This is a genomic window from Morganella psychrotolerans (assembly GCF_965118875.1).
GTDB lineage: Bacteria > Pseudomonadota > Gammaproteobacteria > Enterobacterales > Enterobacteriaceae > Morganella > Morganella psychrotolerans_C.
Genome location: NZ_CBCPJD010000011.1, coordinates 172852 through 194043, shown reverse-complemented (window position 1 = coordinate 194043; position 21192 = coordinate 172852). Strand labels below are relative to the sequence as shown.

Here is a 21192-nt window from a genome sequence, read left to right as displayed (position 1 = left end):
ACTGCCCGGTTACACCTGTTATGTGTCAAAATACACAAAATAACGGATATGTGTGATCAGGTATTATTTCACCTTCATTTTTTGATTAAATTTCCGGCAACTTTTTACCTCTCCGGGCTATTTTCAGATAAAAACAGTTGAATAATGTGACTGTCATCATACTTTTGTATTTTTTGTTACTTTTTTCAGTCGTTATTTGTGACGTATGTTGGTTGTTAGCCTGAGTGACCGGGTATAATCAGCGCCACACGGCCTTATTTTTTGAGCTGCATGCAAAATCAGGCTATTAATCTACACTATCGTGAACAGGGATACTTCCATGCAACTCCTCATGAGTCTGGTCGGGATGGCAGCGCTGATTTTTATCGCAGTGCTGTTTTCCAGTGATCGCCGGGCAATTAAACTGCGTACTGTCGTCGGTGCATTTATTATTCAGGTGCTGATCGGGGCATTAGTACTCTATGTTCCGATGGGCCGGAAAATTCTTCTCGGTATGTCTGACGGTGTCGCCAGTGTTATCGGCTACGGACAGAAAGGGATGGATTTCATTTTCGGTGGTCTGGTTTCACCTAAAATGTTTGAGGTGTTCGGTGGCGGCGGGTTCGTTTTCGCACTGCGTGTTCTGCCGGTTATTGTCTTCTTCTCTTCTCTGATCGCGGTGTTGTACTACCTCGGTATCATGCAGATTGTGATTAAAGTTCTCGGTGGCGGCTTACAGAAAATTCTGGGCACCTCCCGGACTGAATCCATGTCTGCAACAGCCAATATCTTTGTCGGACAGACAGAAGCGCCGCTGGTGGTTCGTCCGTATATTGCCGGTATGACCAACTCTGAACTGTTTGCGGTAATGTGTGGTGGTCTTGCATCCGTCGCCGGTTCTGTTCTGGCAGGTTACGCACAGATGGGCGTACCGCTTGAGTATCTGATTGCCGCTTCCTTTATGGCAGCCCCCGGCGGATTATTATTTGCCAAGCTGATGGTGCCGGAAACTGAAGGATACGACGACAAAGCGGAAGCTATTCTGGAATCAGAAGAAGAGCGCCCTGCAAATATCATTGATGCCGCCGCCAGCGGTGCATCTGCCGGTATGCAGTTAGCCCTGAACGTGGGTGCGATGTTGCTGGCCTTTATTGCCCTGATTGCGTTACTGAACGGGATACTCAGTGGTATCGGCGGCTGGTTTGATTATCCGCAATTGTCACTGGAGTTAATCCTGGGATGGCTGTTCTCGCCAATCGCATTCCTTATCGGTGTACCGTGGAGTGAAGCGATGACCGCAGGTTCTTTCATCGGTCAGAAAGTGGTGGTGAATGAGTTCGTTGCCTTTATGAATTTCGGTGAATATATGAAGCCGGATGCACAGGTAATTGCGGCAGGTCTGCAACCATTGTCAGATCACACCAAAGCGATTATTTCCTTTGCCTTGTGTGGTTTCGCAAACCTTTCTTCCGTGGCTATCCTGCTGGGTGGTCTGGGCGGTATGGCACCGACGCGCCGTAAAGATGTGGCCCGCTTAGGTATGAAAGCCGTGATGGCAGGGACACTCTCTAACTTAATGAGTGCAACCATTGCTGGTTTCTTCCTGGCGCTGTAATTGATTTATCAGCACAGGTGATGTTTATTCACCTGTGCTTTATACCCTTATGCAGTGTACTTGCCTTTCTGTCTCTCCCTGTTTACCTGTTACCTGCGCTATACTGTTCAACGAATATGCGCGGTTGTTTTGTGCATATCGCCCTGTTGGTGTGATTTTTATCACATAATTATATGTATTGATGTAAATGCTGTTATATAAACGTGATGAAAGGCACGTATTATAGCGCCAAGACATGCTCCAATAAGGCATGGATACCATGTAATGGATTCGGTGACTGTCTTATAATAGTCACCTGTATTACAGCGCGGTGAGAAGGATCTCAGCGTTAGCGTTATCGCAAGAGAGGCAACGTCTTCACGGAACCAAGTCCCGCTCGCCAACACATTTTGCATCATTCAGACATTGTGTCTGTCCGCAAACGGAACAGACCGGTACCGTTGGAGAGTTTTATGACCGATTTAACCGCTGCAGCGCAGCATGCGCTGTCCTTAATGGATTTAACCACCCTGAATGACGACGATACTGATGCGAAAGTAACCGCACTGTGTCATCAGGCGAAAAGCCCGGCAGGACAGACTGCGGCTGTTTGTATTTATCCCCGCTTTATTCCGTTGGCACGTAAAGTTCTGCGTGAACAGGGCACACCGGAAATCCGTATTGCAACAGTGACTAACTTTCCGCACGGCAATGATGACATTGATATTGCTCTGGCTGAAACTAATGCGGCTATTGCTTACGGCGCAGATGATGTGGATGTTGTGTTCCCGTACCGCGCACTGATGGCAGGTAACACTCAGGTCGGTTTTGATCTGGTGAAAGCCTGTAAAGATGCATGTGCGAAACATCCCGGCGTACTGCTGAAAGTGATTATCGAAAGCGGTGAGCTGAAAGATCCGGCGTTAATTCGCCAGGCATCTGAAATCTCAATCAAAGCCGGTGCCGACTTCATTAAAACCTCCACAGGTAAAGTGCCGGTTAATGCCACACCTGAAACCGCAGAAATCATGATGACCGTGATCCGTGATATGGGTGTCGGTAAAACGGTTGGTTTCAAACCTGCCGGTGGCGTCCGTACTGCTGAAGAAGCGGCGCAATATCTGGCAATGGCTGACCGCATTATGGGTAAAGGCTGGACTGACTCCCGCCATTTCCGTTTTGGCGCATCCAGCCTGTTAGCCAGCCTGCTCAATGCACTGGGCTACGCTGACGCTAAATCTGACAGCAAGTATTAATCACTCTTAACGGGCAGCATTCGCTGTCCGTTTTTCTGATTAACGTCCGGCGGTGAACCGCCGGTACGTATCCGGTATTAAGGAGATAACTGTGTTTCTGGCTCAGGAAATTATTCGTAAAAAACGGGATGGACACCCACTGTCAGATGAAGAAATTCGTTTTTTTATCAACGGGGTCCGCGATAATTCCGTCTCGGAAGGACAAATTGCTGCGCTGGCAATGACCATTTATTTCCATGATATGAACCCGCAGGAGCGTGTTTTCCTGACACTGGCGATGCGGGACTCCGGCTCTGTTCTGGATTGGAAAAGCCTTGATTTACCGGGCCCGGTTGTGGATAAACACTCCACAGGCGGTGTCGGGGATGTGACGTCCCTGATGTTAGGCCCGATGGTTGCTGCCTGTGGCGGATTTATTCCGATGATCTCCGGTCGCGGACTGGGTCATACCGGGGGCACACTCGATAAACTGGAAGCGATTCCGGGGTTTGATATTTTTCCCGACGATGAAACCTTTCGTCGTATCATTAAAGAGACCGGTGTTGCTATTATCGGTCAGACAAATTCATTAGCACCGGCAGATAAGCGTTTTTATGCCACCCGCGATATTACGGCGACAGTCGATTCAATTGCGCTTATCACCGCCTCTATTCTCGGCAAAAAATTAGCCGAAGGCCTGGATGCGTTGGTGATGGATGTAAAAGTCGGTTCCGGTGCATTTATGCCGACATACGAATTATCAGAGCAGTTGGCACAGGCGATTGTACAGGTCGCTAATGGTGCGGGCTGCCGGACAACGGCACTGCTGACGGATATGAACCAGGTGCTGGCATCCAGTGCGGGAAATGCGGTTGAAGTACGTGAAGCGGTCCGTTTCCTGACCGGTGAATACCGCAATCCGCGTCTTTATAAAGTGACTATGGCGCTGTGTGCTGAGATGCTGGTTTCCGGCGGATTAGCAGACGATCGCACACACGCGGAAGAAAAATTACAGCGCGTGCTGGATAATGGTAAGGCGGCGGAAGTATTTGCCCGGATGGTGGCAGCGCAGCGCGGCCCGTCTGATTTTATTGAGCGTTATTCGCACTATTTGCCATCGGCAGTCCTCAGTAAACCGGTCTATGCTGAAACAGAAGGTATTGTTACCGCTATGGATACCCGCGCACTGGGAATGGCGGTGGTATCATTAGGCGGCGGACGCCGCAAAGCCAGTGATCCGATTGATTACAGCGTCGGGTTAAGCGACATTGCGGCAATAAATACCGCTGCGGATGGTCAGACACCACTGGCAATGATCCATGCAAACAGTGAAAGAGAGTGGCATGAAGCGGCTCAGACCGTACGTCAGGCCATTACACTCAGTGAGCATCCGGTAGCGGACACACCGCTGATTTACCGCAGAATCAGCGGATAGAACAACTTTGTTATTCACGTGGAGCCTGCATTCTGACGTGATCTGTCACAGGAGAAAATTATGAAACGTACGTTTATTATGGTACTGGATTCATTCGGTATCGGCGCGGCACATGATGCTGCTGATTTTGGTGATACCGGTGCTGACACGTTAGGTCATATCGCACAGGTTTGCGCCCGTGGTGATGCTGATAAAGGGCGTAAAGGTCCGTTGCATCTGCCGAATCTGTCCCGCCTGGGATTGGGTAAAGCGGCGGAAGAGTCCACCGGTACGTTCCCGGAAGGTCTGGATAAAAATGCAGACATTATCGGCGCTTACGCGTATGCGGGTGAACTCTCTTCCGGCAAAGATACGCCGTCAGGTCACTGGGAAATTGCCGGTGTGCCGGTTCTGTTTGACTGGGGCTATTTTAAAGATGAAAAAAACAGCTTCCCGCCGGAATTACTGGATAAACTGGTTAAGCGTGCCAATCTGCCGGGCTGGCTCGGAAACTGCCATTCATCCGGCACCGTGATCCTCGATAAGCTCGGTGAAGAGCACATGAAAACCGGCAAGCCGATTTTCTATACCTCCGCAGACTCCGTATTCCAGATTGCCTGCCATGAAGAAACCTATGGCCTGGAAAAACTGTATGAGCTGTGCGAAATTGCCCGTGAAGAGTTGACGGCGGGTGACTATAATATTGGTCGTGTTATTGCCCGTCCGTTTACGGGCGAAAAAGCCGGTTCATTTGAACGTACCGGTAACCGCCATGATTACGCGGTAAAGCCACCGGCTGCGACCATGCTGCAAAAGCTGGTGGAAGAAAAGCAGGGTGAAGTTGTTTCTATCGGGAAAATTGCGGATATCTACGCCCATGTCGGTATCACGAAGAAAATCAAAGCGACCGGAATTGATGCATTATTTGACGCATCCCTGGAAGAAATGAAGCTGGCGGGTGATAACACGATTGTGTTCACCAACTTTGTGGATTTTGACTCATCTTATGGTCATCGCCGTGATGTTGCAGGTTATGCGGCAGCGCTGGAACTGTTCGATCGCCGCCTGCCGGAAATGCTGAAGTTGGTTAAAGAAGACGATATTCTGATCTTCACCGCTGACCACGGTTGTGATCCGACCTGGCCGGGAACGGATCATACGCGTGAGCATATCCCTGTTCTGATTTACGGACCAAAAGTAAAACCGGGTTCTCTGGGATATCGCGAAACCTTTGCTGATATCGGGCAGACTGTCGCGTCTTACTTTAATTTATCCCCGATGGATTATGGTAAAAACATGCTGTAATGTGTCACTTTTTTCTGGCAGGCAGCGATTGCCTGCCCTTTCCCTTTGCGATTTACTGAAAGGAATTTCTTATGGCTACCCCTCACATTAATGCCGAATTGGGTGATTTTGCAGATGTTGTTCTGATGCCCGGTGATCCGCTGCGGGCGAAATATATCGCAGAAAATTTTTTAGACGACATTAAACAAGTTAATGATGTGCGTGGCATGCTGGGTTTCACCGGAACGTATAAAGGCCGCCGTATTTCAGTCATGGGTCACGGAATGGGGATCCCATCCTGCTCTATTTATGCAAAAGAGCTCATTACTGAATTTGGCGTAAAAACCATTATCCGTGTCGGTTCATGCGGGGCAATCAGTCCTGATGTTAAACTGCGCGATGTGGTTATTGCGATGGGAGCAAGTACGGATTCCAAAGTAAATCGCCTGCGTTTTAAAGATAATGACTTTGCCGCAATCGCCGATTTTGGTCTGGTACGTAATGCGGTTGATGCCGCAGAAAAAGCGGGAATTCCTGCGCGTGTGGGGAATATTTTCTCTGCTGATTTATTCTATACGCCGGACCCGCAGATGTTTGATGTGATGGAAAAATACGGTATTTTAGGTGTGGAAATGGAAGCGGCCGGTATTTACGGTGTTGCCGCTGAATTCGGTGCGAAAGCACTGACTATCTGCACTGTTTCTGACCATATCCGTACCGGTGATAATCTGCCTTCAGATGAGCGTCAGACTTCATTTAATGAAATGATTACGATTGCACTGGAATCAGTATTACTGGGCGATAAACAGTAATTTATTTTCGTCATAATAATAAAAACCTCTGCCGGTATTATTTCCCCGCAGAGGTTTTTTTATTAACTGAGAAACGAAGCTACTATAGCTAAAATCGTAACGTATTTTAGGTTAAATAATAAAAAAGCCTCTGTTAAGAGGCTCTGTATATATTATGGCGGTGTCAGCATAAATACTTTTTCATTCTCTCCGCTGTAACGGGATAATGCCTGGTTAAGATCGTCCGTTGTTATATTTTTAATTAATGCTTCTTCCTGAATGATCCGGATGAAATTATTATCATCACCGGCAATTTGCGCCAGGGATTCAGTCCAGAATGCGGCACTCTGATAAACCTGCTGTTTTTCCAGTAACCAATTTGCTCTGGCCTCTTTCAGCGCGTCTTCCGGAACACCCTGTGATTTGAGGGAGCTAAGAACATTACGGCTCAGTGTGGTCATTTCAGTTGCGCGCTGAGGATCAGTTGTAAAGTTCAGCCGGGCGCTGTAATACGGCACCGGGAGTTTTGCCAGCATGGATGAAAAACTCAGGGCATAAATCCCGCCTGCCTGTTCGCGTAATGCGCTGCGTAACTGACGGCTGATAACACTGTCGAGCAGTTGCAGCACCAGTGTTTCTTTCTGTGACCATTGTGCCGGTGCGGCATACTGAATGCTGACCATAGTTTTATCTGAACTGGCAATCGGATAAGTGCGACTGAGTGGTTCCATCTTTGGTGCGATTTTCGGATCACGCCATTGCAGGCGCTGCGGGGAAGCCGGAAGGGCGGCTATCCATTTTTCGACCGACTGTTTAATTTGCTTTTTATCAGCCGCACCACTGATAACCAGTGTCATATCCTGTACCGGACTGAGCAGAAGATGGTTATTATTCTGCAATTGCGCAGCAGTAAAGTGACGCCATCCGCCATGTTCATTGATAACCAGACGCCCGCCGTTGGTATGACTTTCCTGATTGATAGCATCAAGGAACCGGCGCTCAACCGGCATACTACTCAGACTTTCCAGCGTTGCCTGTTGATTGCGCAATAGTTTTTCACCGCTGAACTGTGGCTGGGTTATTTTCAGGTGCAGCAGTTTTAGTAGTGTATCCAGTTCTTCAGGTGGCGCTTCGCCACGGAAACCGTGGTTCAGTAATTCGCTGTACGGACGCAGTGTCAGGCTGTGTTGTTTACTGAACAGCGCCAGCTCCCGCGCACTCAAATCCCCGTAACCGCTGCTTTCCGGCAGTTTCAGCGCCCACTCGGTTAATCCCTCCTGACCGGCAGGTTCGAGTGAGCGACCGCCCGGAATACGCAGGTTTATCTGAATATTATCTTTCAGGGTTTTATCCTGATGCACAATAATACGCATCCCGTTAGATAACTGCCAGGATTCTGTTGCCGGCAGCGGCAGTGATTGTTCCTGCACGATAGTCCCCTGTCCGGCAGGGGTCACATTCAGCGCTACCTGACGTACCTTCAGTGTGAAAGGACCGGGTGCGGATTTACGGATTTGCTGCCAGCGCTCTGTGAATACTTTTTCGTTAAACTGAGATTTCTCACTATCCGGACCGATGATCGCCAGGCGGGGTGAGGATGTTTGCAGGAATCCCGCGACATGGTTTTTCAGTGTGTCCGGTGTGACCGGTTTAATCAGTTCCCATGTTGTTGTCAGTTGCTGGCGCTTGTCCTGCACCGGCATCCGGTACTCCAGAGCGGTCGTGATATTATCAGCAAGATAATCATTACCGTAGCGGGACTCCCCGGCGGCCTGCTGACTGAGTTTTGCCAGCAGATTCTGTCTTGCATCATCCAGCTCTGCCTGTGTCACCGGCTGAGTAGCCAGGCGTTGAATTTCAGTCCACAGCAGAGAGATACCGGTGAGGTAATCTTTGTTCTGCGGGTGAATAATCATCAGTTGCTGGAGGCGTTTTTTATCCAGCATTGCCCCTTGCGGGTTAATACTGGCAGAAGGTAATTGCCCGTTGTCCACCAGTGCCGTCAGACGCTGGTTGAGGATAGCGACCCAGAGGTTATCCAGTAAATCATCATATTGTCCCTGCCGGGTATCAAGTGGTGCGCGGATATCCCGTTGCAGCGCAAACTGCATAATGCGCTGGCCCTGCTCTTTATCAAAGACCGGTTTTACCAGCAGATCCGGCTGCGGGGCAAAGTGCTGCCACGCGGGATCGTCCTGTGCGGCAGTGGTTTGTGCGGGCTGATTAAAATAGGTTTTTGTCAGCTCACTGACATCGTGATGGTTAAATTGCCCGATAACCACCAGGCTCATGCGCTGCGGCTGATACCAGGTCTGATAATAGTCCTTTGCGGTACTGACCGGGGTATTGCGGATAATATCCAATAATCCGATAGGGTCACGCTGTGCATAGCGGCTGCCCGCGTAACGCAACTGCTCCAGCGCATTGTTAATCCTAAAGCCGATCCCCTGGCGCAGACGCCACTCTTCAATAATAACCGGACGCTCTTTATCAAAGGCAACCGGGTCGAATGTCATGCCCTGTGCCCAGTCGGCAAGCACCTGTAAGCCGGTTTCAACCTGTGCCGGTGTTGCCTGTGGTAATGACAATTTATAGACAGTGGAATTAAGGCTGGTGGCGGCGTTCACATGGCTGCCAAGATTAAGCCCCTGTTTTTCAAGTTGTTTAAAACTCTGTGTGTCAGGGAAGTGTGTGGTGCCTTTAAACGCCATGTGCTCGGTAAAATGCGCCAGACCGCGCTGTTCTTCTGTTTCCTGCAATGATCCGCTCTCCACCAGCAGGCGCAGTTCAACACCGGGCTGCGCCCTTGAAAGCAGATACACATTCATGCCATTCGCCAGGCGGATGTGCTGTAAATCGCTGCGCTGCGCCAGCGGGTGGTTATCCGTTCCGCTATTATTAACCGCAGCACAGCCGGTAAGGGTCAGTGCCACACCGGCCATCATAAATTTATAACGCATAACTGACTCCTGAGGTACGGGTTGCGGCAGGGGGGCTGAGTGTGATCACCTGATCGGCCTCCTGCTGAAGAAATCGCTGGTGGCTGACCAGTAAAATAGTGCTGTCAGGCAGGCGCTGTCTGAGCAGACGGATCATGCGGATGGCATAGTCATCATCTAAAGCCGAAGTCACTTCATCAAGCAGCATCAGCCGGGGTTTATTCAGTAACAGACGGGCAAACAGCAGGCGTTGTTGTTCTCCGCCGGACAGTCGCTGACGCCAGTCGGTATCAACATCCAGCTGTGGCTGTAGTTTTTCCAGCCCGACAGCAGTCAGCACATCATGGTATGCCTGCGCTGTAAATTGTGCCGCCGGCAGCGGATAAGCAAGCAGAGATTGCAGCGTTCCTGAAGGCAGATAAACTGATTGCGGAACCCACAGCACATCCTGCTCACGGCTGATTGAACCCCGGTAATATGGCCAGTGCCCGCTCAGGGTGCGCAAAAGGGTGGATTTCCCCAGACCGGAGCGTCCGCTGATAATGGCAAATTCACCTGCGCGCAGTGACAGAGAGATATCCTGCAACAGCAGGGTATTATCCTGAAGCAGAATATCGGTGGTAGCTTCCAGCCGTACAGAGGCGTGATTTGTCTGCGTGATATCAGATGTTGTGTCATTGTCCAGCAGACGGACAAAATGATACAAACGGGTCACGGTTGCCTGCCAGGCGGCAATCTCTTTATAGGCAAAAATAAACCAGCCGAGCGATGTGGCAACACTGCTGAATGCCTGGCGCAGCTGCATCAGCCCGCCCAGCATCAGTTCACCGGCAAGAAATTTCGGCAGCGCAAACAGGATCGGCGCAAGTGCGGTAACCTGCTGATAACCGACCGTATAGAATGACAGGTTTCGCTCGCAGCGGATCAGGTGATCCCAGTTTGCCGCGATACGGGCAAAGCGTGACAGCAATTGCTGTTTATCCCGGTTTTCGCCCCGCTGACCGGCGATGGCATCACCATGCTGTTTACGGGTGATCAGCGCTGCACGGTAATCCGCTTCGCGCTGCTGTTTTTCCATATTCAGTTTGCGCAGCGGACCGCCGATAAGCTGTGTCAGCGCGATCCCCACCAGGGTATAAGCGATACAGGCCCAGAACATATAGCCGTCTATCCGCCAGTCGTGACCGGCAACGGACAGCAGAATGCTGCCGGAAAGCTGCCAGAGAATAGCGGCAAAAGAGACCAGGGTCAGCAGCGAGTGCAGAAAGGTGATCAACAGACTGAGTGTGGACTCCACCAGCAGCCGCACATCTTCGGCGATACGCTGATCCGGGTTATCCGGCTCCTGTGCGGTAAGGCGCAGCAGATAGTGACGGCTCTGTGGCGATAACCAGCGGCTGAGGATCTGCTCTGTCATGCCTTCCCGCCAGCGGATAGCCAGTTTTTGCCGGAAATAAGTTCCGAGCACCACCACGAGTATCAGCCCGCTGACCAGGATCACAAAGAATTTGATAAGCTGGTACAGCGCTGCACCGTCCAGCTTTTGCAGTGCATTATAGAAATCCCCGTTCCACTGGTTCATACGGATATTGAACCAGACGGAAGAGAGCGTCAGCCCGAGGGAGAGTAACAGTAAGAACCAGCAAAACAGGGCAGCGCGCTGCCCCCAGAACGGTTTTACTAACCAGAAAAAGTGTTTTATTGTTTTCATTTATTATTCATAAAGTTAAGAGACATTGCTCATATGCTCAGATTAAAAATCGTAATTCATCTGTAACCAGAACTGACGGCCCGGATCGTAGGCAATCACTCTGTTTCCGCCGTAGATAAAGGTATCGGCGACATTCTTATTATTCAGTACGTTGTTGATTTCAACAGATACCGATGCGCCATAAGCAAACTCAGGTTTCCAGTTCACGCGGGTATCCCAGGTGAATTTAGAGGCAAAGTTTTCTTTCTGATACACACGTAATTCGCCGTATTCCGGATCACGGATAACTTCGTTTTCATGACGGACTGCCTGGCTGCGTGCGCCCCACCATTGCAGGCGGTTATATAAAGAAACGCCGTAGTTATCCCAGTCGCTGGTCAGCTCAACATTGAGTTTCAGCGGTGAATTGAAGTTACTTGCCGGCAGATCGCTGACATCAATGACCTTGCCGCCGTACATGACTTTGTCGGAGTTAATTGCTGAGCCCGGTTCAAAGAACGCGTAACCCTGGTCAGACGGGAAGTTGCTTTTTGTCTGCTGCCAGACAACGGAAGAAGAGAAAACATGAGATGCCTGCGCCCATTCCCACGGCTGACTGTTGCTGACGGCGAGTGTGACTGAGTCGTGCTTACTGCGTCCGGCGTTATCAAAGGTGCGGATCTTTCCTTTGTCGCTGTATTTGTCCGGACCGGTTAAGTCAGTGTATTTTGTCCGGCTGCGCACTTCGTCATAGCCTTCGCGGTGAACATACGTCAGACGCCAGGTGGTGCTGAGGATTTCCTGCTGAAGGCCGAGTGAAATCTCATCGTTATACGGGGTTTTCAGTGAATCCAGACCTTCGTAATCATTGGTGGTATCCCATGTAGGATCCATTCCCATAAAGCCGCACATATAGCATTTTTCCAGCCCGGCATTCTGTGCGCCGTAAAGTGCATAAGTCAGCATTGAACGACCGTAATAGCGGTTGGCTCCGGCAATCAGAAGGGTGTTTTTATTACCGAAAAGGTCATAGGTTGCGGCTAAACGCGGGGCAATATTGGTGCTTTGCACAAAATCATCACGATCAGCACGAACACCCGGACGCAGTGTCAGGCGACCGATCTCAATATCGTCATCGGCAAACAGGGAATAGTTGTTATAACTGACAGATGCGGTGCCCGGCAGGAAACGGTGAATATTCAGCACCGGATCATCAATTCCCATATCCGCGTAACTGACTCTGTCTTCACTGGTGTGATAATGCGCTTTATCACGGATGTAGCGACCTTTGGTATAGGTGGTTTCCATTCCCAGTGTCGGGCGGTGTGTCATTCCCCAACCTTCTGATTGCAGGAAACGGGCAACGGCTTTGGTGGTGATATTGTCCTGCTCTGTCCTCAGGTCGCCCAGCCCGCCTATTTTCGTGTTGTAAATCGTCTCTTTACCTTTAATTCTGTCTTTTAACTCATAAAAATTATCTTCATCATTTATCCGGTCATCTTTCAGTTTTTGATAGCCTAAGGTGAATTCCAGATCCGCCAGGCTGGTCTGGTGTTTCAGTACCCCGGTGAATCCTAATCCTTTGTGGTTATTGTCATAACCGGAGTTGGCGATATTTGAGGCAAACAGGCGGGATTTATAATCGGAATAATTCATGGAGATATCCGCGGTTGTCACCGGGGAAATGTCCATCGCATATTTTACAAACAGGTTATCCGATGTGCGTTTCTGGTTGCGTTTGCGTTTATCGAATTCATAACCAATGGTTTCTTCGCCTTCCATTACCGCCATCAGCACTGAGGTATTGGCCGGAATGTCTGAAGTACGGCGGGATGCTGAAACGGTCAGACCGCTGTTTTCAGTTACACCAACTTCAAACCAGCCACCGAAATCCTGTTTGTTATATTCATTCTGGAAACGTGCCGGGTTACTGATGTCATTTTTGGATGAATCAATCGGCTGCGAGGAGTCTTCAAACAGGGTATTCCAGGAGGAGCGGGTAGTGCGGTAATACACATGCCCGCTGTTTTCCCCGTTCCAGCGGCGGCTGGTGACATCCACGCTGCCGCCGGTAAATCCGCCGAATTCCACCGGGATATTGTTATCATAAACTGTCACGCTGTCGATCAGACGGCTGTCGATATACAGTCCCTGGTCACCGGTATCCACGCGGGTGGAGGTTTCACCGAGCGTATTTTTTGCCGGGTCAAAATCGTTGTTAAAACTGATGCCGTCGAGCTTATACGCATTCTGAAAACTGGATGCACCATGAATAGAAATACGTGCCGGTTTGATCTCACCCTGGTTGAGGGAAGAGCTGTCGTTTCCGGCAAACTGTACCGCCGGGTTGGTGCGCAGCAGTTCCGTCACGTTGCCGTCGCCGGTGCTGCGCTGGCGGATCTCTTCTGACGTAATATATTGCGGAGCCGACATCACATCGGTTGCCGGATGATACGCCATTTCACCCTGCACGCGGGTTTCCGGGATAAGAATGGTATCCCCGCCGGTGGTCAGCGGGCGGATAACAAAACTGTTTCCGGTTTGTACCATGGTCAGACCGGAGCCTGCGAGCAGAGTTTGGATCGCTGTTTGTGGTGAATAGCTGCCGTGCAGTGCCGGTGCGCGCAAGGCGTTTAACTGACCGGCATCATAGAGTAATTGGATCTGTCCCTGTTTTGCGATGGTGTTCAGTGAACTGGTGAGCGCCTGTTCCGGCAGATCCAGCGTGATATCGGCAGCCACTGCCAATGGTGTCACCGACAGCCCGAGTGCCAGCACAATGGCTGAGCGCAGCGCTTTTGCGGTGTATGGTGAAGATTTTATTGTCATTGTTATTATTTCCGAATATGCCATAGGTATCCCCTATGACAGAAGACGCGGAAATGATAATTATCCTCACCTGCGAATCGTTCTTTTTTTCATTTATTTTTATTATTCTTAATAATCAACAGCGTGCCATTTGGCTGCTCTGCCACACTAACCGGCAGAACCTGCGGCAGGGCAGTAAAAAAGGATTCGGCATCATCTGTATTAACCCGCCCGGAGACGCGCAGGTCTGCGGCATTGGCAGCAAGTGAAATGGTGCGGTTGTGATAAGGGGCGAGGCGGGAAACCACGTCGCGAAGAGGGGTGTCTGTCAGGCTGATTTGCCCGTTACGCCATTCTCCGGACTGCTCCGGCGGAATATGGCTGATGACCGGTTTACGCCCGGCAACTGCACTGACCGCTTCATCACCGGCTTTCAGATAAACCGGGGTATCTTCTGCGGCATCACGCAGGGCAACAATGCCGCGGGCAACGGATACGGTGATTTCTGTGCCGCGTTTACTGACATCAAATTCGGTGCCGACAACCGTTATTTCCCGTCCGTCCGCCTGAATGATGAAAGGCCGCCACGGATTGGGTTTTACCTGAAAAAAAGCATTACCACGGACAAGTGTGATGCGCCGGTGTGTCTGCTCATAAGCAATATCGGCTTCGCTGTCGCGGTTGAGAAAGATCCGGCTGCCATCCGGCAATATCATGGATTTACTGTCTGATGTGGTGGCGAGCGTCAGGTTATCCATCAACAGCGCAGGTAACTGGCTGTAAGGCAGAAACAGCATAATCAGGATAAAAAAACCGGCGAGGGTATGACGCAGCGGACGCAGAACGGAAAAGGTGCCGGCAGGCTTTGGTACAGCAACCAACGGGCGTGGCAGAGAGGACATATCACTCCACATCTGCGCCATTTCATCAAACGCCAGCTGATTTTCCGGGGATGCCGCCAGCCATGAGCGCAGCTCATTCTGCTGATGCGTGTTCATGCTCTGACTGTGCCAGCGCGTGAACCACAGCGCGGCGGCGTCATCCCGTTCGTCCTGCTCCTGCGCGGTATCTGCCATTATCCGTCCTTCTGTTCTCCGGCATTCATGGCGCGCTTGCATTGCAGCAGGGCGCGGGCGATATGTTTTTCCACCATACTGACTGAGATATCCATCTGTTCCGCAATATCACTTTGTGAAAGTCCGTCAAAGCGGTAAAGCACAAACGCTTCCCGCTGGCGGAGAGGTAATTCGTTTAACACCTGATATAGCCGCGTCAGGCGCTGCTGATGTTCGAGCTGTACCTGCGGATCAGCATTATCCTGTGCAATATCAGCCGTATGTGAATCATCCCATTCACTGACCTGATCGCGGCCTTTGCGCTGGCTGTGACGCCAGTGATCGACCAGGACATTGTTGGCGATTTTAAACAAGAATGCCCGTGTTTCCTGCACAGAGATGTCTCCGCCGCCTTTAAGCCAGCGGGCGAATACATCCTGCGACAGATCCCGTGCATCCTGACTGTTGCCCAGCCGCTTGTGGAAGAAGCGGACAAGCTGATGGTAGGTTGAGTGATAGGCGCCGGCGATCAGCCTGCTTACCGATTTTTCAGTTGTCATTTCTCTGGTGTATATCAACGTCATTGTAAATGAAGGGATCATTACGCACGGCTTGGAAAAATCCAAAAATCTTATTGTTGTTATTAGAATTATTATTAATAATAAAAAGGAATATCATTTGCATTATCATTATGCCTGTAATTTTATAAATTGAAATACGTAAATAACGATTAAAAAAGTGAGCTGAGTGATGTTGAATGTGGCTGCATCCTGTTATCAAAACAGGCGATATCCGATAGGCGGTATGGTAGCGAGTCTGGGGGTTCATGCGCTTTTGCCGGTGCTGTTTCTGGGCTGGCTGACATTCTCTTCTGATGAGCAGAAAGGAATGCTGCCTCCGGCGTTTGAACTGACAGCGGGAATTTATCAGCTGGAAAGCGTACCGCCGGAAAAAGTGGAAGGTATAAAACAGGTGATGTCACAGCCGGCGCCACAACCAGTTACTGAGCCGGAGCGCGAGGCGCTGACAGATAAACTGGCGCAGTCCGACCGGGGAACCTGGACACGAAAAGCAGAAAAACCTAAGAAAAAAACAGAGAAAAAGCCCGTTACTGTCGTGAAAATACCGGAAACACAAAGTCCTTCACCTGTGATGGCGGAGAGCACATCGGCACCGCGTCAGGGAGACAGTTCCGCCAGTCGCGCTGATTTTACCAGCTATGCACCACAAGCCGTCAGCGGCAGCACCGGTTGGGAAAGTGCGGTTCATACGCATCTGGCGAAATACAAACGCTACCCGCGGGCACTGCTGCGCTATAAATCCACCGGGGTTTCTCATGTGAAAGTTACCCTGAATACGCAGGGAAATGTACTCTCGGCTGAGCTGGTTAATTCTTCCGGCACAACACTGCTGGACAAAGAAGCTCTCGCCACTGTTCAGCGGGCAGCACCGTTCCCGTTACCGCCACACGAACGTACCCGCGACGGACATATTGAGATAGTGACCCCTATTGGTTTTTACCTGTAACCAGCAGACAATTCCCGAAATTGCGTAATTATAATTAGGAATTGTCTGTATTTTCTGTGTTTTTCCCTTCTTATATCGTCTTTTCTTCATCAATCTTTCGGTTTTTCTATGGGTTTTCTTAATTAATCTAAATGGGTTTTAGTTACTCATATCGTAACTGTACCGGTAAAGCCTGTGTGTATCTGAATAAAGTGTAATGCCGGCAGGATAAACCGGAGATAAATACACGTTAATAGTTAAATTTATTTATATGTTTGGCGATGGGTACTCCAAAGATGAATATAAAAAAGAGTATGTTACACTAGAGGAAGTATCACTTTATGTTCATGCGATTTCTGTGAAGCCTGCCATTATGCTGATTTAATTCAGTAGGAAGTCAGTGTTTTTAGCCCGTATCTGTGTAAGGTGTTACTTGTTATTTCAGGGCGAAATTATCAGAAAAACAGGTAGTGTTGTTATCCGTTGACAGATTTGTCGAATAAAAGAATTTAATATATAAGAAATTTAGTTTTTGCGATGATTCGTTAATATACATCATTTTCAGACTGAGCTTCAGAGGTATAAACTCTGTAGTCTCTGACAGATTAATTGCTGCATGATGATTTTGCTTAATTCCGAATTAATTAAAAATTGTGAATTTTAGTTAGGTAAGGATAAATAATGGTAAATAAGTCGATTTTTGCACGAACACTCGTTTCTCTGTTGTTAGGTACAGCAATCAGTGCTTCTGCTCTGGCTGCGACAGAAAACACCGGTCATACATTACGGCTGGCTATCGGTGCAGAGCCGACCGAAGGGTTTGACCCGATGCTCGGCTGGAGCCACGGCAGTTATTTATTACTGCACAGCCCGTTACTGAAACAAAAGGCCGATCTTTCCTGGCACAGCTATATGCTGGAAAACTATACCCATAGTAATGACGGAAAAGAGTGGACGCTGACGCTGAAAAAAGACCTGAAATTCTCGGATGGCTCTCCGCTGGCCGCGAAAGATGTAGTGTTTACCTATAATAATGCAGCAGCAAGCGGTGGCAAAATCGATATGGGGAACTTCGCCAAAGCCGAAGAAGTTAACCCGCAAACAGTCAAAATTTCCCTTTCCGCTCCGCAAAGTACGTTTATTAATGTCTTAGGCTCTCTCGGTATTGTGTCCGCTGATAAATACGATGCAAAACAATATGCTCAGAAACCAATCGGCGCGGGTCCGTACCGTCTGGTCAGCTTCCAGCCGGGTCAGCAACTGATTGTTGAGGCCAACCCGTACTACGCCGGACCGAAAAATGACTTTAATAAACTGATTTTTGTTTTCCTGGATGAAGATGCTGCCTTTGCCGCAGCACAGAGCCGCCAGCTCGAAGTTGTCCGTATTCCGCCGGTGATCGCAGCGACCGCCGGGGATGTTAAGGGCATGAAGCTGGTTGAACGCGCCAGTGTGGAAAACCGCGGTATTGTGTTCCCTATTCCGAAAGCCGGCGAAAAAGATGCGCAGGGCAATCCAATCGGAAACGATATCACCTCTGATGTGGCTGTCCGTAAAGCAATTAACTATGCGATTGACCGTAAATTGCTGGCGGAACAAGTGATGGAAGGCTATGCCGTTCCTGCCTTTACCGGGGTTCACGGGTTGCCGTGGAATAATCCGGAGGCTGCATTTAAAGATGGCGATGCGGAAAAAGCAAAACAGACTCTGGAAGATGCCGGCTGGAAACTGAACAAAGATGGTCTGCGTGAAAAAGACGGAAAAGTAGCGAAGCTGACCCTGTGGTACACCAGCGGAGATACCACCCGCCGTGATCTGGCACAGGCGCTGCGTGCATTCCTGAAACCTGTCGGAATCGAACTGGATTTACAATCCGGCAGTTGGGAAACTGTTGAGCGGCACATGCATTCAAATCCGACACTGTTCGGCTGGGGCAGCCTGGACCCGATGGAATTAGTCCATCATTACAGCAGCAAAGCCGCCGGTGTGGAGTTCTACAACCCCGGCTACTATAAAAATCCGCAGGTGGATGCCATCCTGGAAAAAGCCATGAGTGCTGCCGATCAGGAACATGCGATTCCTGTCTGGCAGCAGGTGGACTGGAACGGTAAAACCGGTACCGGGATTAAAGGTGACGCCGCCTGGGCATGGTTGCTTAATGTTCAGCACACCTATGTGGTGAATGATTGTGTGGAACTGGGTACAGGCGCGCCGGAAATACACGGCTCGTGGTCACTGTTAAACAGCGTGGATGACTGGGCCTGGACCTGTAAATAATGCGCAGTGCCCTATTTCTTTTTGTGCGGTTTGTTTGTCTGCTGACGGTGACAGCTGCGGGGGTGTTTATCCTCCTCAGCTATTCGCCGATAGATCCGATACGCGCCTATATCGGAAATGATTTATTGCACGTACCACCGGAGCAATACCCGGTGATCGCCGCCCGTTGGGGACTGGATCAACCGCTGTGGCAGCGTTTTTGGATCTGGTTTTCACAGATGATCAGAGGCGATCTCGGGTATTCGATGCTGTATAACGCGCCGGTATCTGAGGTGATTTCAGCAAGGCTCGGTCCGTCACTGGCTCTGCTTATCAGTGCCTGGCTTTTCTCAGGTATTGCCGGGCTGCTGATGGGGTTGGTGGCAGGGCGGTATCTTAACCGCTGGCCGGATAAAATTATTTCAGCACTATCCTATTTGCTGGCGTCGATCCCGACATTCTGGATAGGGCTGCTGTTATTGTCCCTGTTCGCGGTTTCCCTGCAATGGGCACCGGTCTGTTGTGCCTGGCCGATGGGCGAAGATGCTGACAGTGCAACATTCGGACAGAAGGTTCACCATCTGATCCTGCCGGTACTGGCGCTGGGGCTGCTTGGTGTCGGGAATATTGCTCTGCATACGCGGGCTAAAGTGGCGGAAGTGATGAGCACTGAATTTATCCACTACGCAAAGGCGCAGGGGGATAAAGGCTGGCCGATGATTAAATTTCATGTGCTGCGCCACGCGATTACACCGGCGCTCTGTTTACAGTTTGCGTCTGTCGGGGAGTTACTGAGTGGCTCTTTGCTGGCGGAAAAGGTGTTCGCCTATCCGGGACTCGGGCAGGCGACAATAGATGCGGGGCTGCGGGGTGATATTCCGTTACTGATGGGCATTGTGATGTTTTGCGCTATCCTGATTTTTATGGGTAACAGCACAGCCGATATTCTGCTGCGCCGTATTAACCGGGGGGTTATCCGCGAATCATGACCTATAACCCGAACCGCGCACTGTTAAAACTGACCGGCACATTACTGATGTTGATCCTGCTGGGCGTGTACGCCATCTGGATAATGCATCTTGATATTGATATGGATTTCCTGGCGCGGCGTCAGGCGCCGTCAGCGGCTCACTGGTTTGGCACAGACAGCCTGGGGCGTGACCTGTGGGATCGCACCTTTCAGGGGATGGCGACCAGCCTGCAAATCGGGCTGATTTCCGCCATGACCAGCGGACTGGTGGCGCTGACCATGGCGGGGCTGTCCACCGTGAACAAGGGAACGGATTACCTGGTCCGTGGTGTGATTGATGCGCTGCTGGCACTGCCGCACCTGTTGTTGCTGATTTTAATCTGTTTCACGCTGGGGGGCGGAAAAGCCGGGGTTATCTGGGCGATAGCCCTGACACACTGGCCGAAACTGACCCTGATCCTGCGCTCGGAGATTTTACGGGTACGGGAAACGGATTATGTGATGCTGGCACAGCGCATGGGAAATTCGCGCCTGTATTGCTGGCGTCATCATTATCTGCCAATGTTATTACCGCAGTGGATTGTCGGCACATTATTGATGTTCCCGCACTCTGTACTGCACAGTGCAGCGCTCAGTTTTCTGGGCTTTGGTCTGGCGCCGCATGAGGCATCACTGGGAATTTTGTTATCAGATGCGCTGCGCTATCTCAGTACCGGTTCCTGGTGGCTGGCGTTCTTCCCGGGGTTTGTGCTGGTGGGGTTGGTCTTACTGTTTGACCAGTTTGCAAAAGCGTTACAACAGCTCTGGCTGAGGATCGCATAATGCTGAAATTTGACCAGCTTGCTATTGATGTCGCACAGTTTAACTGGCTGAGAAAAAAGCGCTGGCAGCCGCTGCTGACGGATATCTCACTGACTATCCATCCGGGAGAGCTGGTGGCACTGATTGGCAGCAGCGGTGAAGGTAAAAGCCTGTTACTGCAAAGTGCGCTGGGATTACTGCCGGACAATATGCGCTGCCGTGGTGCCATTTCTCTGGCAGGGGAAACCCTGACAGAAGCGACAAAACAGCGCCACCGCGGAAATACCTTGTGTTATGTACCGCAGGGAGTCAGTGCGCTGAATCCGCTGGTACGGGTTGGTCCGCAGCTTGAACGCGCGGCAACACTAAGCGGAATGCACGTAAAAATGCATGATGTTGCGCGTCAGCTGCAACGTTATAACCTGCGTCCGGAGCTGACGGATGCATTTCCGAACCGGCTGTCCGGCGGAATGGCAAAGCGGGTGCTGACCTGTGGTGCAACACTGACCGGAGCGCAGTATATTTTAGCGGATGAAATAACGTCCTGGCTGGATGATGAACACGCGGGGCAATTGCTCGCGCACCTGAAAGTATTGTGTGCAGACGGGCGTGGTGTGTTGTGGGTCACGCATGACCTGGCAATGGCGGCGCGTTTTGCCGACAGAATAGCGGTTCTGCGTCATGGGGTTTTACAGGAAACACTGACCTCACAGGCATTACTCAGCGGAGAAGGCAGTCCCTGGCTGCAATCCTTATGGGATGCATTACCGGAGCACCGTTTTCTGAATGGTGCAAAACAGAACCGGCAGTGGCACCAATAATAATGACCGGCGATCCGGATGCAATAATATGCTTTATTTTATCCGGATA

The 21192-nt window shown here is 50.4% G+C and carries 15 protein-coding genes; 10 read left to right on the top strand and 5 right to left on the bottom strand.

Translation table 11 applies throughout. From position 1 onward, the window contains the following. Positions 1-331: 331 nt before the first annotated feature. From ACMHKJ_RS12940 to deoD, 5 genes are all read left to right on the top strand, one after another. Entirely contained in the window at positions 332-1594 is a 1263-nt protein-coding gene (locus tag ACMHKJ_RS12940) for a NupC/NupG family nucleoside CNT transporter (RefSeq protein ID WP_413494510.1), read from the top strand. A 452-nt stretch (positions 1595-2046) separates the two neighbouring features. Beyond that, positions 2047-2829, top strand: a complete 783-nt coding sequence (gene deoC, locus ACMHKJ_RS12935; RefSeq protein ID WP_413494466.1) for a deoxyribose-phosphate aldolase — start codon at positions 2047-2049, stop codon at positions 2827-2829. 91 nt (positions 2830-2920) lie between these two features. Further along, positions 2921-4243, top strand: coding sequence for a thymidine phosphorylase (deoA, locus tag ACMHKJ_RS12930; protein ID WP_413494464.1), 1323 nt, complete (start codon positions 2921-2923; stop codon positions 4241-4243). 60 nt (positions 4244-4303) lie between these two features. After that, positions 4304-5527: a phosphopentomutase gene (gene deoB, locus ACMHKJ_RS12925; protein WP_413494462.1), complete on the top strand. Its 1224-nt coding sequence runs from the start codon at positions 4304-4306 to the stop codon at positions 5525-5527. Positions 5528-5598: 71 nt separating this feature from the next. Beyond that, positions 5599-6318 carry a purine-nucleoside phosphorylase gene (deoD, locus tag ACMHKJ_RS12920; RefSeq protein WP_067369579.1) on the top strand — a complete coding sequence of 240 codons (720 nt, stop codon included), beginning with the start codon at positions 5599-5601 and terminating at the stop codon, positions 6316-6318. Positions 6319-6470: 152 nt separating this feature from the next. Here the strand turns inward: deoD and ACMHKJ_RS12915 are convergent, their stop codons facing one another. The 5 genes from ACMHKJ_RS12915 to ACMHKJ_RS12895 all read right to left on the bottom strand — a co-directional run bounded on the left by ACMHKJ_RS12915 (position 6471) and on the right by ACMHKJ_RS12895 (position 15349). Beyond that, the gene (locus ACMHKJ_RS12915) at positions 6471-9257 is read right to left on the bottom strand and encodes a M16 family metallopeptidase (protein ID WP_413494460.1); all 2787 of its coding nucleotides are present in this window, start codon (positions 9255-9257) and stop codon (positions 6471-6473) included. Continuing rightward, complete coding sequence (locus ACMHKJ_RS12910; RefSeq protein ID WP_413494459.1) at positions 9247-10947, bottom strand: ABC transporter ATP-binding protein/permease; 1701 nt, start codon at positions 10945-10947, stop codon at positions 9247-9249. Before ACMHKJ_RS12910 ends, ACMHKJ_RS12915 begins: the two co-directional genes overlap by 11 nt. 42 nt (positions 10948-10989) lie before the next feature. Beyond that, positions 10990-13755: a secretin and TonB N-terminal domain-containing protein gene (locus tag ACMHKJ_RS12905; RefSeq protein WP_413494457.1), complete on the bottom strand. Its 2766-nt coding sequence runs from the start codon at positions 13753-13755 to the stop codon at positions 10990-10992. An 89-nt stretch (positions 13756-13844) separates the two neighbouring features. Continuing rightward, positions 13845-14810 carry a FecR family protein gene (locus tag ACMHKJ_RS12900; RefSeq protein WP_413494455.1) on the bottom strand — a complete coding sequence of 322 codons (966 nt, stop codon included), beginning with the start codon at positions 14808-14810 and terminating at the stop codon, positions 13845-13847. Continuing rightward, positions 14810-15349, bottom strand: a complete 540-nt coding sequence (locus ACMHKJ_RS12895) for an RNA polymerase sigma factor (RefSeq protein ID WP_413494453.1) — start codon at positions 15347-15349, stop codon at positions 14810-14812. Before ACMHKJ_RS12895 ends, ACMHKJ_RS12900 begins: the two co-directional genes overlap by 1 nt. A gap of 244 nt (positions 15350-15593) precedes the next feature. Here ACMHKJ_RS12895 and ACMHKJ_RS12890 point away from each other — a divergent pair, with 244 nt between their 5' ends. From ACMHKJ_RS12890 to ACMHKJ_RS12870, 5 genes are all read left to right on the top strand, one after another. Further along, positions 15594-16316: an energy transducer TonB family protein gene (locus ACMHKJ_RS12890; RefSeq protein ID WP_413494451.1), complete on the top strand. Its 723-nt coding sequence runs from the start codon at positions 15594-15596 to the stop codon at positions 16314-16316. A 660-nt stretch (positions 16317-16976) separates the two neighbouring features. Continuing rightward, positions 16977-18572, top strand: a complete 1596-nt coding sequence (locus tag ACMHKJ_RS12885; protein WP_413494449.1) for an ABC transporter substrate-binding protein — start codon at positions 16977-16979, stop codon at positions 18570-18572. Beyond that, positions 18572-19540, top strand: coding sequence for an ABC transporter permease (locus ACMHKJ_RS12880; protein ID WP_413494447.1), 969 nt, complete (start codon positions 18572-18574; stop codon positions 19538-19540). The genes ACMHKJ_RS12885 and ACMHKJ_RS12880 overlap by 1 nt, the downstream gene beginning before the upstream one ends. Continuing rightward, positions 19537-20343, top strand: a complete 807-nt coding sequence (locus ACMHKJ_RS12875; protein ID WP_413494445.1) for an ABC transporter permease — start codon at positions 19537-19539, stop codon at positions 20341-20343. The genes ACMHKJ_RS12880 and ACMHKJ_RS12875 overlap by 4 nt, the downstream gene beginning before the upstream one ends. Next, entirely contained in the window at positions 20343-21143 is an 801-nt protein-coding gene (locus ACMHKJ_RS12870; protein ID WP_413494443.1) for an ATP-binding cassette domain-containing protein, read from the top strand. Before ACMHKJ_RS12875 ends, ACMHKJ_RS12870 begins: the two co-directional genes overlap by 1 nt. The last annotated feature ends 49 nt before the right edge of the window (positions 21144-21192 follow it).